The organism is Nocardia sp. NPDC050406 (genome assembly GCF_044459025.1).
GTDB lineage: Bacteria > Actinomycetota > Actinomycetes > Mycobacteriales > Mycobacteriaceae > Nocardia.
On the sequence record NZ_JBITIM010000002.1, the window covers coordinates 1206468 to 1221634 of the forward strand.

The 15167-nt window shown below is 67.2% G+C and carries 15 protein-coding genes and 1 tRNA gene; 11 read left to right on the forward strand and 5 right to left on the reverse strand.

Annotation, left to right across the window (positions count from 1 at the left end; all coding sequences use genetic code 11):
- Positions 1-54: 54 nt before the first annotated feature.
- Entirely contained in the window at positions 55-1203 is a 1149-nt protein-coding gene (locus tag ACIBH2_RS18745) for a lipase family protein (protein WP_397118978.1), read from the reverse strand.
- Positions 1204-1389: 186 nt separating this feature from the next.
- On the opposite strand from ACIBH2_RS18745, the gene crcB (ACIBH2_RS18750) reads away from it, so the two are divergent.
- The 5 genes from crcB (ACIBH2_RS18750) to ACIBH2_RS18770 all read left to right on the forward strand — a co-directional run bounded on the left by crcB (ACIBH2_RS18750) (position 1390) and on the right by ACIBH2_RS18770 (position 6268).
- Positions 1390-1812 (forward strand): fluoride efflux transporter CrcB, encoded by a 423-nt coding sequence (gene crcB / locus ACIBH2_RS18750; RefSeq protein WP_397118980.1) that lies wholly within the window; start codon positions 1390-1392, stop codon positions 1810-1812.
- Positions 1813-1881: 69 nt separating this feature from the next.
- Positions 1882-2262 (forward strand): fluoride efflux transporter CrcB, encoded by a 381-nt coding sequence (crcB, locus tag ACIBH2_RS18755; protein ID WP_397118982.1) that lies wholly within the window; start codon positions 1882-1884, stop codon positions 2260-2262.
- A gap of 47 nt (positions 2263-2309) precedes the next feature.
- Complete coding sequence (pgm, locus tag ACIBH2_RS18760) at positions 2310-3947, forward strand: phosphoglucomutase (alpha-D-glucose-1,6-bisphosphate-dependent) (protein ID WP_397118984.1); 1638 nt, start codon at positions 2310-2312, stop codon at positions 3945-3947.
- A 14-nt stretch (positions 3948-3961) separates the two neighbouring features.
- Entirely contained in the window at positions 3962-5194 is a 1233-nt protein-coding gene (locus ACIBH2_RS18765) for an MFS transporter (RefSeq protein ID WP_397118986.1), read from the forward strand.
- 372 nt (positions 5195-5566) lie between these two features.
- Positions 5567-6268 (forward strand): DsbA family protein, encoded by a 702-nt coding sequence (locus ACIBH2_RS18770; protein ID WP_397118988.1) that lies wholly within the window; start codon positions 5567-5569, stop codon positions 6266-6268.
- A gap of 747 nt (positions 6269-7015) precedes the next feature.
- On the opposite strand, the gene ACIBH2_RS18775 is transcribed toward ACIBH2_RS18770, so the two are convergent.
- A complete protein-coding gene (locus ACIBH2_RS18775; RefSeq protein ID WP_397118990.1) occupies positions 7016-8785 on the reverse strand; it encodes a DUF222 domain-containing protein in 1770 nt (589 codons plus the stop codon).
- 126 nt (positions 8786-8911) lie between these two features.
- Here ACIBH2_RS18775 and ACIBH2_RS18780 point away from each other — a divergent pair.
- Positions 8912-8984, forward strand: a tRNA-Ala gene (locus tag ACIBH2_RS18780).
- A gap of 50 nt (positions 8985-9034) precedes the next feature.
- On the opposite strand, the gene ACIBH2_RS18785 is transcribed toward ACIBH2_RS18780, so the two are convergent.
- Positions 9035-9445: a hypothetical protein gene (locus ACIBH2_RS18785; protein ID WP_397118992.1), complete on the reverse strand. Its 411-nt coding sequence runs from the start codon at positions 9443-9445 to the stop codon at positions 9035-9037.
- Between the two features lie 124 nt (positions 9446-9569).
- On the opposite strand from ACIBH2_RS18785, the gene ACIBH2_RS18790 reads away from it, so the two are divergent.
- The 3 genes from ACIBH2_RS18790 to ACIBH2_RS18800 are packed head-to-tail and all read left to right on the forward strand — an operon-like array spanning position 9570 to position 11720.
- A complete protein-coding gene (locus ACIBH2_RS18790) occupies positions 9570-10793 on the forward strand; it encodes a cytochrome P450 (protein ID WP_397118994.1) in 1224 nt (407 codons plus the stop codon).
- Positions 10790-11362 (forward strand): TetR/AcrR family transcriptional regulator, encoded by a 573-nt coding sequence (locus tag ACIBH2_RS18795; RefSeq protein ID WP_397118996.1) that lies wholly within the window; start codon positions 10790-10792, stop codon positions 11360-11362. Before ACIBH2_RS18790 ends, ACIBH2_RS18795 begins: the two co-directional genes overlap by 4 nt.
- The gene (locus tag ACIBH2_RS18800; RefSeq protein WP_397118998.1) at positions 11346-11720 is read left to right on the forward strand and encodes a nuclear transport factor 2 family protein; all 375 of its coding nucleotides are present in this window, start codon (positions 11346-11348) and stop codon (positions 11718-11720) included. The genes ACIBH2_RS18795 and ACIBH2_RS18800 overlap by 17 nt, the downstream gene beginning before the upstream one ends.
- 4 nt (positions 11721-11724) lie before the next feature.
- Here the strand turns inward: ACIBH2_RS18800 and ACIBH2_RS18805 are convergent, their stop codons facing one another.
- Positions 11725-12159, reverse strand: coding sequence for a pyridoxamine 5'-phosphate oxidase family protein (locus tag ACIBH2_RS18805; protein WP_397119000.1), 435 nt, complete (start codon positions 12157-12159; stop codon positions 11725-11727).
- A 185-nt stretch (positions 12160-12344) separates the two neighbouring features.
- On the opposite strand from ACIBH2_RS18805, the gene ACIBH2_RS18810 reads away from it, so the two are divergent.
- Both ACIBH2_RS18810 and ACIBH2_RS18815 read left to right on the forward strand, forming a co-directional pair.
- Positions 12345-13118: a GAF and ANTAR domain-containing protein gene (locus ACIBH2_RS18810; protein WP_397119002.1), complete on the forward strand. Its 774-nt coding sequence runs from the start codon at positions 12345-12347 to the stop codon at positions 13116-13118.
- Between the two features lie 101 nt (positions 13119-13219).
- Entirely contained in the window at positions 13220-13480 is a 261-nt protein-coding gene (locus tag ACIBH2_RS18815) for a hypothetical protein (RefSeq protein WP_397119004.1), read from the forward strand.
- 4 nt (positions 13481-13484) lie between these two features.
- Here ACIBH2_RS18815 and ACIBH2_RS18820 read toward each other — a convergent pair whose 3' ends face one another.
- Positions 13485-15113, reverse strand: coding sequence for a BCCT family transporter (locus ACIBH2_RS18820; RefSeq protein WP_397119006.1), 1629 nt, complete (start codon positions 15111-15113; stop codon positions 13485-13487).
- Between the last annotated feature and the right edge of the window lie 54 nt (positions 15114-15167).

The following is a 15167-nucleotide window of genomic DNA, read 5'->3' on the forward strand; positions in this document are numbered from 1 at the left end:
AGAGAGCCGAGCGCCCCGTCCGCTGTCGCGGACGGGGCGCTTGTTTGTGCTGTCTCAGCAGTTGGACGGGGCGGGGATGCCCGCGAAGCGATCCGAGAGATATCCGGCGGCATTGGCCGCGCCCGGGAAGATCGCGGTGCCGTGGTCCGCGCCCGGGATCACGTCGAACTGCACCCGCGCGCCCGAGGCGCAGTAGCGGCCCGCGGTGCGCTGCGCGAGATCCAATGGCACCTGGTCGCTTCCGCCGTGCCACTGGTAGACGGGCACCCTCGGCACGCCCGGATGGATCTCCAGGCTGTTGTCGTGCAGGATCCGGATATTGGTGGCGTCGGCTTCCATTCCGGGACGGAACATCTCGCCGATGCTGTGACCCGCGCCCGCGTTGATGATCTCCTGCACACAGGCATTCGCGATCTGCGAGCGCAGCGCGAAACCGGCGGGGCTGAGACCGTCGTCCAGATCCATCTGGCCCGGGTACTCGCGCTCCAGTCCGACCGCGACCGCGAAGCCGAGGCCGAAGAGCGGATGCGGGGTGTTGCCGACCTGCAGGGCCAGCTTGCCCGGATTCACCGGGACACCGCCCATGGCCACGCCGACCAGGGGGAGTTCGGGCGCGTACTCGGGCGCGAGCACCGCCGCGAAGCCGGTCGACATCGCGCCGCCGGAGTACCCGGCCAGGCCCACGGGGGAGCCGCCCAATCCGGCGGGCGCGAAACGCTTCGCGGCCCGGATGCCGTCGAGGGTGATCTGTCCGCCCATGCGGGCCGCGCCGTACGCGCTGGTCGGACCCAGATGGTCGGGGACCGCCACCGCCCAGCCGCGGGCCAGCAGCAGGTTCAGCGCGGGGGCCTCCTGCAGGGTGCCGTCGAACAGGCTGTGCGACGGAGCGCATTGCAGGCCCAGGGAATTCACGAACGGCTGATACGAGACCAGCGGTCGCGCGCCGCCGCCGGGCGGCACGATCAGGGTGGTCACCGCGGCGATCGGGGCGGCCGCGGAATTGGTGGAGCGGAACAGCAACTGCCAGACCGTGGCGCCCGGGAATCCAGGGGCGGGCACCACGCGGCTGTTGATGACATCGCCGGGCGCGTAATCACCGAGATTGCCTGGGGGCGCGTAGAACCCGTCCGGATCGGGAATCGGATAGATGGCCCCGTGCGCGGCCGGAATTGCGTTCAGGCCGCTTGCCAGAGCCGTCGCCACTGCCGCGGCGAATACAGAGCTCCGGACCAGCAACCCTCTGAGAGACTGCCGTACCGCCAACTTGGCTCCTCGAGGCCGATGGGACAACGCTGGGATGGCGGCACTATCCTTCCAGTTCCGAGGTGTCGTTTCGGCTCAGCAACACGCCGAATAGCAACGAATTGGCAAACGAGGGTGGGAGGGCCGGTGTTCACACGCTCCGAAGCGCCGGTCCTCCTGGCCATCGCCCTCGGCGGCGCGGTGGGGGCGATCCTGCGCTACGGCGTGAGCGTGTGGCTGCCGCAGCGCGGCGATATCCCGTGGCAGACGTTGGCGGTCAACGTCATCGGCTGTTTCTGCATCGGGGTGCTCATGGTGTGCGTCACCGAGGTGTGGACGGTGCACCGGCTGACGCGACCCTTTCTCGGCATCGGTCTGCTCGGGGGGTTCACCACCTTCTCCACCTTTGCCGTGGAAGTTCGTACACTGCTCGAATCGGGCCGGGCGCAGACCGCGCTCGGATACGTCGGGGGAACCGTGGTGGCGTCGTTGGGCGCGGTCGTGCTGGGGGTGGGCGTGACGCGATGGGTGACCGGATCGGCACGAGGATTGGGGGCAGGCGATGAGTGATTCGACCGAGATCGCGCGGCACGCCCGGGATATCGGATGGGTACGCCCCGTCGGGCGGGGGGAGCCCTCGTGACAGTGCTGCTCGTGGCGCTCGGCGGTATGGTCGGCGCACCCGTTCGCTACCTCGCGGATCGCGCGATGGCCCGTCGATTCGCTAGTGTCTTCCCACTGGGCACATTGCTGGTGAACGTGACCGGGTCGGCGATCTTGGGCGCGCTGATCGGAGCCGGAGCAAACCATTGGCTGCTCGCTGCCGCGGGAACGGGCTTCTGCGGTGCGCTGACCACGTTCAGTACGTTCGGATACGAGACGGTTCGATTGGCTGAGGAGGGCGCTTACAGCTATGCGGTGGCGAACGTCGTGATCGGCGTTGCGGCAAGTCTGGCCGCGGCTTTCATCGGAGTATCGGCGGCGCAGTCGTTCTCGAACACAGCGCAGGTGTGGCCATGATGCTCATGACGAGCCGGTCCCAGGCGATTCGGAAGGGAGGTCTCCCCATGGCTCACGATCGTGCCGGTCGTCCGGCCCGGGCCACGGATCTCGTGGACGTCGCGCATCTGGTGACGGCCTACTACAGCCGTATCCCGGATCCCTCGGATCCGGCGCAGCTGGTTGCCTTCGGCACCTCCGGGCATCGCGGCTCGAGCCTCGACAACGCCTTCAACGAGGCGCATATCCTCGCCATCACGCAGGCGATCGTGGAGTATCGCGCCACCCGCGGGATCACCGGGCCGGTGTATCTGGCCCGCGATACGCACGCGCTGTCCGAACCCGCGTGGACCACCGCCATCGAGGTGCTCGCCGCCAATGATGTGACCGCCATTGTGGATTCGCGCGACCGGTACACGCCCACCCCGGCGCTGAGCCACGCGGTGCTGCGCCACAATCGGGGCGGGACGCGGCATCAGGCCGACGGCATCGTGGTGACGCCCTCGCACAATCCGCCGCGCGACGGCGGGTTCAAATACAATCCGCCGCACGGTGGTCCGGCCGATACGGTGGCCACCGATGCCATCGCCGCGCGCGCCAACGAGCTGCTGCGCAACGGTCTGATGGAGGTCAAGCGCACCACGCTCTCGCATGCGCTGGCCACCAAGGTGGAGCGCTACGACTATCTGGACCGCTACATCACCGATCTGCCGAATGTGTTGAACCTGGACGCGATTCGCGGTGCCGGGATCCGGCTCGGGGCCGACCCCATGGGTGGGGCGAGCGTGGACTACTGGGAGGAGATCGGGCAGCGCTACGACCTCGAACTCGAGGTGGTGAATCCGTTTGTCGACCCGACCTGGCGGTTCATGACCCTCGATGCCGACGGGCGGATTCGGATGGATCCGTCGTCGCGCTACGCCATGGCGTCGCTGGTGTCGATTCGCGACGACTACGACATCTCCACGGGCAACGACGCCGATGCCGATCGGCACGGGATCGTGACACCCGATGCGGGACTGATGAATCCGAACCACTATCTGGCGGTGGCGATCGAATACCTGATCGCCAACCGGATGGGGTGGGACGCGCTGACCAAGATCGGTAAGACGGTGGTCACCTCCGGGATGATCGACCGGGTGGTGCGGGTGCTCGGGCGCGACGTGTACGAGGTGCCGGTCGGGTTCAAATGGTTCGTGCCCGGATTGTTCAGCGGCAGTCTGGCTTTCGGCGGCGAGGAGAGCGCGGGCGCGTCGTTCCTGCGCAGTGACGGCACGGTGTGGACCACCGACAAGGACGGGATCCTGCTGGCGCTGCTGGCCGCCGAGATCACCGCGGTCACCGGGCAGAGTCCATCCACGCGGTACTCGGAGTTGGAGAAGCGCTACGGAGCCCCGGCCTACGCGCGCACCGACGCCGACGCCACCGTGGAACAGAAAGCGAAGCTCGCGGCGTTGACGCCGGACATGATCACAGCGACCGAGATCGCCGGGGAACGCGTCACCGGCGTTCAGACCCGAGCGCGCGGCAATGGCGCGGCCCTGGGCGGGGTGAAGGTCACCACCGAGAACGCGTGGTTCGCGGCCCGGCCCTCCGGCACCGAGGACAAGTACAAGATCTACGCCGAATCGTTCGAGGGCCCCGAGCATCTGACCCAGGTGCAGGCGGCCGCCGAGGAATTGGTGCGAACGGCGCTATCGGAGTGAACAGATCCATCGCAATGAAGCGGGGGAGATCAGGCGCCGCTTTGCCGGTCGAGATCTGGGTGCTGGTCGGGGCGGCGTTCACCATCGCCATCGGATTCGGGCTCGTCGCACCGGCGCTGCCGCAGTACGCGCGCGGGTTCGGGGTGGGGGTCGCGGCGGCCTCGGCGATCGTCAGCGCGTTCGCGTTGATGCGCTTGCTCTTCGCGCCCATGAGCGGGCGGCTGGTGCAGAAGCTGGGGGAGCGGCCGGTCTATCTGGGCGGGCTGTTGATCGTGGCGGTGTCGACGGGGGCGTGCGCGTTCGCGCAAACCTATTGGCAGCTGCTGGTATTGCGGTCGCTCGGCGGGGTGGGGTCCACCATGTTCACGGTGTCCTCGCTGGCATTGGTGATCCGCATGTCGCCGCCCACCGAGCGGGGGCGGGTATCCGGGGTGTACTCGACCAGCTTCCTGATCGGTTCGATCAGCGGACCGCTGGTCGGCGGCGCGCTCGCCGGGCTGGGGTTGCGGGCGCCGTTCATCATCTACGCCCTCGCCCTGCTGGTAGCGAGCTTCATCGTCTATGCGGCGCTGAAGGATTCGCCCCTCGCGTTGCCGGAGGTGCACGGCGAAACACCCGTCATGACCTTCCGCCAAGCGCTCGCCAAGCCCGAGTACCGGGCGGTGCTGTGGTCCAACTTCGGCAATGGCGCGGCAGTCTTCGGCGTACGCATGGCCCTGGTGCCGCTGCTCGTGGTCGAAGTCCTGCGCTACGAGGCAGCCCTCGCCGGTGTGGCCCTCACGGTCTTCGCCGCAGGCAACGCCACCGTCCTGTTCCTCTCCGGCCGCTGGTCCGACCGCCTAGGCCGCAAACCCTTCCTGATATCCGGAACCCTCATCTGCGCCCTCGGCACCGGCGTCCTCGGCATAGCCCCCAACCTCACCTGGCTCCTCATAGCCTCCTTCATCGCAGGCGTCGGCTCCGGCATGTTCACCCCCGCCCAACAGGCAGCCGTAGCCGACATAGTCGGCACCGGCCGCCGCGGCGGCCCCGTCCTCGCAGGCTTCCAAATGGCAGGCGACCTCGGCACCGTCCTCGGCCCCTATGTGGTAGGCCTACTCGCCGAACACCTCTCCTACGGTTATGCCCTCGGCATCACAGGGGTCCTGCTCGCCTCAGCGGCAGTGGCGTGGCTGGTAGTACCGGAACCATTGGCGGGCAAGCCCGTCAGCGTGGTCACGCCCGGCCCGGCGGAACGCGAATCCTGACCGCCTTGCGTGGAACTCGGGCCCGCGGTCACTGCGGGCGTTGAGAGGCAGTCGCCGGGCTAGGAGTAAGGCAGTCACCGCAGCTACTGCGGGCTGGGGAGAAACCGGGCACCAGAAAGGTGGGCAGCCATTACGGGCCGGGCCGGGGAGGAGGTAGTTGCTGCGGCCTGAGTGAGGGGCAGCCGTGGCTGGCCGGGGGAGGGGCGGGCGTGGCAGGCGGGGATAGGGGTAGTCATCGCGCGGTTCTGTGCGGGTGGGTTTGGGTGGATGTGTCTGGGCGCTTGTGATCTCGGGGTGCGTGTCACGGGGGGTGGGGTTTGGGGCAGAGTGGGGGCTGTGAGCAAACCGACTTCGAACTACACTCCTCGGCCGGTGTCGAACAAGACGACGTACGCGCTCGGCGGCGTGGCCGTGGTGGTGGTCGCGCTGATCGTGTTCGCACTCTTCCGGTGGAACAGTGGCGACGGCGAGATTCGTAATGACGGGTACGGCGCGGCGCACGATCCGGCGGTGTCGGTCGCGCTCGACTCCGATGGCGCGATCGTGCTCGGCAAGCCCGGTGTCACCAAAACCGTGGAGCTGTACGAGGATCCGATCTGCCCCGCCTGCGGGTCGCTGGAGCGCATCTACGGGCAGGAGATCGCGCAGCAGCTCGACGAGGGCAAGATCGCGGTGCGCTACCGCCTGGTCAATTTCCTCGATGAGCAGTCCGACAGCAAGGACTACTCGACGCGCGCCATCGCCGCGAACGAATGCGTCGCCCAGAACGGCGACGGCGTCGTCTACTCCAAATTCCACGAACAGCTCTTCACCACCAAGCAGCCCACCGAAGGCAGCGGCGACCTGAGCAACACCGACCTCGCCGCCATAGCCACCGCCGCCGGTGCCCCCGCCGACGTCGCCCAGTGCATCACCACGGGCGCTCGCCTCGAATCCGCGGGCAACCACGCCGAAGCCGCCCTCACCGCCCTCAAAGCCGCCAACGACGGCAAGGTAGCCACCCCGTCGGTCTTCATCAACGGCAACAAGATCGACTGGAACGACCAGGAATGGGTCCTGACCGCCGCCAAGTAATCCGGCACCCCCTGAACCAGTGCGGGCTCCCACCAGGTAGCCCGCACTCTCGGAACGCCTGGCGATGACTATGCGCCGACCAGGTACTGGTGGTGGGGTTCTCTCGGGCTTTGCCGCCACCAGTACCTGGTGATCATGGTCCACCGTTGCGGCCCAGGTGCGGCCCGTGGATCACGAGGGGGAAGTGGTGGCGGACTGGTCTTGGCCGTTGCCGCCACCATTTCCCCCTGATCGGTTGTCCACCAAGGTGGGTGCGGCTTCTTCGGTCCAGTAGGTGTGGCTTCTACGCCTTGCCTGGGAACTGGTGGTTGGGGCGACCCAGGATGGTCGCCCCAACCCGGGACACGCGCCCGCCCTCGTCTTTCGGGCGCGTGAGGCAGGGGTTACTCGGCGGCTTGGAGCGGCAGAGGAAGGGATGCCGCCTTAACCCGCCGGAATCGATCTCACGGGTCTGTACGCGTCGAAGCTCGGCGAGCGTCGCGAGTAGCGTGCGCGGAGGATTTCATCCGCGGCGTATGACCTGCGGTGCGCGCCCGCCCTCGTCTTCGGGCGCGTGAGGCAGGGGGTTACTCGGCGGCTTGGAGCGGGAGAGGATCGGGATGGCTGCCCAACCGGGGTGCGCGCCCGCCCCCGTCTTCGGGCGCGTGAGGCAGGGGGTTACCCGGCGGCTTGGAGCGGGAGAGATCCGGATGGCCGCCCAACCGGGGGTGCGCGCCCGCCCTCGTCTTTCGGGCGCGCGAAGCACGGTTACTCGGCCGCTTGGAGGGGGAGGGGATCCGGGATGTCGTTGTCCGGGGTGCAGCGGGAGAGTTGGGGGTGGATTAGGGGGTGGTTGTCCAAGGGGTAGGTGAGGTTGGACGGGTGTGGGCGGGTGGGTTTGGGGGGTTGGAGGGTTACGCGTTCGTAGGGGGTCGGTGGGAGGTGGGGGGCTTCGGTGTCGGTGTGGGGGAAGAGGTAGCGGGCCCCTTCGCGGGTGGTGGTGTGGGTTTCGCCGGAGGGGTCGGTCCAGTCGATGCGGTCGGTGTCGGGGCGGCGGATGCGCCACGCCTGGGATCCTCTGTCGGCCAACATTTTCAGGCGGTGGTGGCGGGTGCACAGCGCAGCCACGTGCGCCATACCCGGGAGCCGCGGGCGGGGGTTCGCCGCTTCGATGTAGGCGAGTTGGGCGTCGACGGCGGGCATGGGGCATCCGGGAAACCGGCACAGGCCGTCGACGGCCCGGACCTCCTCGGGATGCTGCGACGACGGATGGCGTTGCCCCGCAGGGGGATTCGGAGGCTCGGCCACCACCTCGATCCGCGCGTGCGCGGCGAGGGCTCGAACCAGCGCCCCATCGATCGGCCCATATCCGGCCAGCAGTCCCGGATCATTGCGGATCCCGGCGAGCGTCTCGGCCGAAACCCCCACCTGAATCAGCGGCTGCCGCGACACCGCCGACTCGGCACGGGCCGCCACGGATTCACGCGGCCGCGCCGAATCGTCGCCGCCGCGCGGAGCTTCCGCGTGCGCCCCGTGCGCCGCGCCGCGGTCAGAACCGGCCGTTGGGATGCCTGGCCACCCTGATCCGGCACCGCCGCGAGCCCTCCCGACCTCACCGCGAGACTGTTCGGCACCAGCACCAGTTCCCTCGGCGTCGTCGTAGGCGTGGTCGGCCGCAGCACGAGTCTGGTCGGCGTCGGCGGGGACTCGGCCGGTACCGAAAGGTATCCGTTCGGCTCCGGATTGTTCGGCATCGACAAAGATTTCCTCGGAATCTGTCCTGCGGGTCTGACCGGATTCGCGGCGGGATTGGGGGCAGCGGGAACCGCGGCCGCAATGGCAGGTGAGGCGGTTCGAGCCGTCGGCCAGCGCAACCAGCGCGTCGGCTCGACGCTGCGGCATCGGACGGGGGTCTTCGGGGCAGACCTGCATGGCCAGTTCGCGGAGGCGGTTGGCGACGGTTTGAGCTCCGACCGCGGGGAGGAGGCCGTCGAACACCGCCATCCCGTCTTGGACGGAGCGGATGCGGATATCGCGATCCTGTTCCCGCGCTTCCCGACGTTCACGTTCACCGTCGGGGTCGACGCGAGCCACCCAGCGCCGGGCCGTCTGGCGTAGTCGGGCCGGATCGGAACGGGTGGCGGCGTCGATGAGGTTGGGCTCCACGGCTTCTCGCACCTCACGCGATAGCCCGCGGGTGGTCTCCGTGATCACCTGCACGCGCGCCAGGTCGATGCGCCCCGCGGCGAAGGCCAGCTGCGTCTGCGGCAGTTCGTCGAGCGCCAGCCCGATATCGATGAGCGCGGCCGCCACATTCTCCGACACCTGCACCGCCACCGCGATCTCGGCCGCCGCGAACTCCCCGGCCCGCACCCCGCCGGGCCCGGGCGCGGCATTGCCCGCCCGATGCCTTCGATACAGCTCGCGCACGGCTGTGATTTCCGCCGCCTGGGCAAACGCAGCCGCACCATGTGCCCGCCGCAGCGCGTCGACCAGCTCTTCGTCACCCATCACCTGGACCTCCCTGCTGTCGAACATATGTTCGAGCCTACGCTCGAAGATCGCCATTGTCACCCATCTATCCAGGCGATTTGGTTCGTGGAACAGCGGTGGTGTAACTTCGTTCAGGCCAGCGGGGAACACGCCGCAGGCGCAACCGAACATGGGGCTATGGCGCAGCTGGTAGCGCACCACACTGGCAGTGTGGGGGTCAGGGGTTCGAGTCCCCTTAGCTCCACCCAAGAAAATTCCCCAGGGCGAATGCCCTGGGGAATTTCTTTTTCTCCCTCATTGCTCCCATGGAGCTTCGATGGATGGATCATCGAACGCCTTCGCCGCGTCGTGATAGAGCTCGGTGATCCGTTTCCGGACCCGCTCGCGATCCTTCTCTGAGATATGCGCCTGGTTCAACCGCCCCGCCGCGTGGGTGACCGCTCGTAGGACGCGTTTCGGCTCGCCGCCGATAATGTCCGCCACCGGGAATTTGTAGTCGGCCTCCGTCGCCGGGTCGCCATCGGGATCGCGATAGAGGTAGATGCGGGCGAGTTTCAGTGGATCGCCCTGCGCCCACTCTCGCGCGCGCGATTCCGCTTCGTATCCGGTCCATTCACGATCGCGTGGCGCCCAGGGCAAATCCACGTCGGCGGCGTTGTCCGACGCGGGCGGGACGGGCTTGTTCGCTTCCTTGTCTGTGCTCATGTCTTCCTCCCAACGGCTGCTGTGCTGGGCATGTCCTCTGACGGGTTACCCAGGACCACCTTCGGCAAGCAGGCTGCTGAAACCCGTTCTAGACATATGAGCCAATCTGTCTTACCGTAGCGATATGCAGGTCAAAATGTCTCACAAGCCCCGTTTCGAACTCCGATCCGGCGAGGGGTGGCGCGACCCCTGGCCGATGTACGCGGCGCTGCGCGATCACGATCCGGTGCACCATGTGGTTCCGGAGGGGCGCGAGGACGAGGACTACTACGTGCTCTCCCGGTATCAGGACGTGTACGAGGCGGTGCGCGATGCCGAAACCTTCTCTTCCGCACAAGGTTTGACGGTCGACTATCACGGGCTGGACGTCGTCATGAACATGGGCGAGAACCGGCCGTTCGTCTTCACCGACGCACCCGATCACACCGTCTTCCGCAGGCGGGTGGCGAAGGGGTTCACGCCGCGGCAGGTGGATGAAATCCGACCGGCGGTACGGGCTTTCGTCGTCGAACGCCTCGAGCGGCTGCGCGCGGCGGGGGAGGGCGATATCGCGGCGGAGTTGTTCAAACCGCTGCCCACCATGGTGGTGGCGCATTATCTCGGTGTGCCGGAGGAGGATCGGCCGCGTTTCGACACCTGGTCCGAAGCGATTGTGCAGGCCTCGGCCACCGGCGGCGTGCATCAGGCGAAAGAGGCGGTCGGTGAACTCATGGGCTACTTCACCGAACTCGTCGAGCGCCGCCGCCGCGAACCCGGCGACGACACCGTCTCGCACCTCATCGCCTCGGGTCTGGGCGCGGACGGGGACTTCGGGGGCATTCTCCAGATCCTCGGATTCGCCTTCACCATGATCACCGGCGGCAATGACACCACGACCGGAAACCTGGGTGGCGCAGTGCAATTGCTGACACTGCATCCGGATGAACGTCGTCGGCTGGTGGAGGATCCGAGCCTCATCGCGGGTTCGGTCGACGAATTCCTGCGCCTCACCTCGCCCGTACAGGGCTTGGCGCGCACCACCACCCGCGATGTCGAGATCGAGGGCGTGACCATTCCGGCCGATCGCCGGGTGCTGCTGCTCTACGCCTCGGCCAATCACGACGAACGCGAATTCGGCCCGGACGCAGCCGAACTCGACGTCACCCGCAATCCTCGGGGGATTCTCACCTTCGGCAACGGCAACCACCACTGCCTCGGCGCGGCGGCCGCCCGCATGCAGGCCACCGTGGCGCTCCAAGAGCTGCTCACTCGCTGCCCGGACTTCACCGTCGATATCGACGGCGTCCGCTACTCCGAGGGCAATTACGTGCGCTGGCCCATGAGCGTCCCGTTCCGGGCGACGGCGTGAGCGACTGGCTCGGTGGCGAGCGTGCCGCCCTGGCCGCCGAACGCATTGTCGACGCCGCCGCCCGCCTGTTCGCCGAGCGCGGTGTAGCCGCCACCCAGATGGTCGATATCGCTTGGGAGGCAGGATGTTCCCGCGCCACGCTGTACCGGTACTTCGACAGCCTGCATGCCGTCCGGCTGGCCTTCGTGCACCGCGAGGCGCGACGGGTGGGCGCGGCCGTCGCCGCCGAGACCAGCGCGATCAGCGACCCGGGTGAGCGCCTGGTGGAGCTCATTGCCGCCGCCCTGCGCATGGTGCGCGCGGACCCGCTGCTCATCGCCTGGTTCCGCCCCGCCGATGCCGGATTCGCCCTCGAGATCGGCCAGTCCTCCCAGGTGATCGAGGCCATGGTGGCCTCCTATATGCCCCTCGACGATGAGGACCGAATCACTCTGGCCCGCTGGACAACTCGCGTTATCGTCTCCCTGCTCACCGTGCCCGGCCGCGACGAGGCCGAGGAACGCGCACTCCTGCAACGCTTCGTCGCCCCCGTGCTGACCCGAAAGGCCGACCGTGCCCACCCCCAGTGACATCGTCACCGAATTCTGCGCCCTGTGGGCCGAGCCGAAGCCGGAGCAGTTGATCACCTACTTCGCCGAAGACGCTGTGTACCACAACATTCCGATGCCGGAACTGCGTGGGCGCGAGGCCATCCTCGGCTACCTGAAGACCATCCCGCAGATCTGTGACGGCATCGACTTCGTCATCCACCACCAGTTGGCCGAGAGCAATCGGGTGATGAACGAGCGCACCGACTACATCCGCCGCAACGGCGGTCGCGCGGAACTGCCGGTCATGGGCTACTTCGAGATCGACGACACCGGCCGCATCGGCGTCTGGCGCGACTATTTCGATCTCGGGGGAATCACCAGAGCCTTCTCCGCCTAGCCCGTCAATCGGCCAGCAGCGGGGAATGATCGCCATCCGTGGCGGCGTATTCGATGCCGGTGACGATATCGGCGGTGATCCTCACGAGGTCCACGCCCGAACTCGCCTCAGGTGGCGAGAATTGCGCACGGTAGCGGTCGATATCGTCGGCGCTGGTGATCTTCTCGGCCGTACCGGTGACGATCACGCACCAGCCCAACTGGCTGTCATGGTCGATCGTATCGGCCTCATAGGCGACCACCTGGCGGAAGCTCGCCAGCGTGGTGCCGGTACCGGTTCTGATGATGATCTGATCGCCGTCCACCACATGGTTCACCGGCCGGATCACCGGTAAAGCGTGACGAGAGAAGACAACTCGCCCGAACCGGACCGTCGACAGCAACTTCATCGACACCTCGGGGGGCAAATCGCGACGTTCCGGTGATTCGATAGCTGCCACATCCACGATTGTGCTCGGATCGTCCTCGGTACGGATCGTTCTGCCGACTGTTGGGAAAGGATTGACATCGAGTGTTCCCGAAGGCCGCACACGCCAAACCACATGGTGTTACAACATTCGCATGAACCGGTCCACGGGCGAGCGCTCGAGGAGAGCGCCGCGAGCCTTCACGGTGGTGAAGGCGAATGCTGGACGGGTCCGATAGCGTCGAGGCGTTCGCGGCCGGGCTGGCCGAGCTGACGGCGGTGGTGCTGTCGACCCCGACGGTGGAGCAGGCGCTGCACGACACCGTGGCCATCACCGCGAAGATACTGCCGGGCAAGCCGATGGTGGCCGTCACATTGCATATCGACGAGGACCCGGTGACGATCGCGTCGAGTGGTCCGCACGCCCAAGTGATCGACGAACTCCAGCACAGTCACGGTCTCGGGCCGTGCCTACAGGCCATCGAATCCGGTCGCACCGTAACGTCTCCCGACCTGATCGAGGAACACCGATGGGGCGGCTACCCGTCCCGGATGCTCGCCGAGGGGATTCGCTGTGTGCTCTCCGAACCCCTGCTGGTGCGGGACGCGACGGTCGGGTCGCTCAATGTCTATTCCGTACAGCCCCAGGCGTTCAGCGAACGCGACAAACAGTCCATCGTGGTGACCGCGGCCCATGCGGCCGTCCTGTTGGACGCGGTGACCCGCATGCGGCGGCAGGCGGAGCTGACCGAGCAACTCCAGGCCGCGCTGGCCTCCCGCACGGTGATCGATCAGGCGCTGGGAATCGTGATGGCACAGCGCAAATGCGGTGTCGACGCGGCGTTCGAGGCGCTGCGGCAGGCATCGCAACGGCGCAATGTGAAGGTCGCCGCGGTCGCCGCGGACCTGATTCGCGTGACGACCGGAGCCGAGCCTGGCACAACACATTTCAACCGTCCCGGGCAGCGGCGTCGGAAAGATGGGGACCGGTAGCCCATTCGCATGTCGCGCTTCGAGCGGTACACTCGCCGCATCATGTGATTCTCTCGAGTCCAGTAGCGCGGCTCGGTCCCTACTTGCTTGGGAGGCCCACGATGACCTCGGCGTCGCACCTCTTCGCGTCGGGCACACCGGATTCCGTCAGCCACGCCGATCGCCTGGTTCGTCACCTTTTCGATACGGGCCTACGTCTGAGCACGCTGTCGCGGACGGCGATGGACAGCGATCTCACCGCCCTGCTCGACGACCTGGACAAGATCATTCGCGATACCGGTCTGGTCATGCTCGCCCTGGCCAAGGAGGATTTGGCGCGCGAGGACCCCGCCGCGGATCCCCTGGAGAGAATCGCCTCCTAGACCGTCAGCGCCTACCGGATGGAACGCGCTTGCGGGCCGTATCGCGCTCGCTGATGGCCTCGCCGACCATGGCGCGCACCGCGTCTCGCAGACCGTAGAGCGGATGGTGATGGGCGGGACCGGCTCCCGGATCCTCCCGCAACTCCTTGATGAGCGACCAGCACAGCGCCAGCATCACCAGCACGAACGGCAGCGCCACCAGGATGGTCGCGGTCTGTAGGGATTTCAGGCCGCCCGCGACGAGCAGCACCGCGGCCACACCGGCCATGAGCACACCCCAGGTGACCACCAGCCAGGACGGCGGATGCAACGCGCCACGACTGGTCAGCGACCCCATCACCAGGGAGGCGGAGTCGGCGCTGGTCACGAAGTAGGTCATGACCAGAATCATGGAGACCCACGAGGTGATGCCGCCCAGCGGCAGCGCGTCGAGCATGCCGAACAGCGACGCCTCGGCATCGGAGGCGTACTGGGCGATGTCGGCCCGCCCGGTCGCGGAGAGCCGAATCGCGCTGCCGCCCATGATGCAGAACCACACCGCGGTCACGCCGCTGGGGACCAGCAGAACGCCGACCAGGAATTCGCGAATGGTGCGCCCGCGCGAGATGCGCGCGATGAAGGTGCCGACGAACGGGGCCCACGACACCCACCACGCCCAGTAGAAGATGGTCCACGCGCCGAGCCACTCCGGATTGGCGTAGGCGCTGGTGCGGGTGGCCATGGGCAGCAGATTGAACAGGTAGTTGCCGATGCTGGCGGGCAGACTGTCGAGAATGTAGACGGTCGGTCCGAGCACGAAGACGAACGCCATGAGCAGCGCCGCCAAACCGATGTTCACCGTCGACAGCCACTTCACGCCCTTGTGCAGTCCGGAGAACGCGGAGACCACGAAGGCCGTGCCGAGCGCCACGATGATGATCAACTGCACGGTGATGGTGTCGGGAACATCGGCCGTCAGGTGCAAACCCTTGGCAACCTGAAGCGTGCCCAATCCGAGGCTCGTGGCGGTACCGAAGACCGTGGCGAACACCGCGAGCAGATCGATGCACTGACCCGCCCAGCCGCGCGCTCGACGCTCACCGAGCAGCGGGACGAAGGTGGCCGACAGGCGGTTGCCGCGCCCCTTGCGGAATCCGGCGTAGGCGAGCGCGAGGCCGACCATGCCGTAGATGGCCCAGGGCGTCAGCGTCCAGTGGAACAGCGAGTATTGCAGCGCGGTCCGCGCCGCGGCGGTGGATTCCGGTGCGATATCGGTGCTCGGCGGCGGGGAGACGAAGTGCTGCAGGGGTTCTCCGACGCCGTAGAACATCAGGCCGATACCCATGCCCGCGCTGAACATCATGGCGATCCAGGCCAGATTGCTGAATTCGGGTTCGGAGTCGTCGGCGCCGAGCCGAATGCGCCCGAAGCGGCTGACCGCGATGACCACGCACAGCACCAGGAACACGTCCGCCGACACCACGAACAGCCAGTCGAAATTGCTGAGCACCCAGCTCAGCGCGCTGCTGGAGGCGGTTTCGAAGCTGTTCGCGCCGATGGCCGCCCAGGCGGAGACGGCAATGACCGCGACCACCCCGATGGAGATGAGGCGCAGGTCGGGTGTGGTCGGCTGGTCGGGCTTGTCGGTACTCATCGCCTTCAACTATCGCCGGTAGCCAGTCGTTAGCCGAATTGACGCGCCGACGGC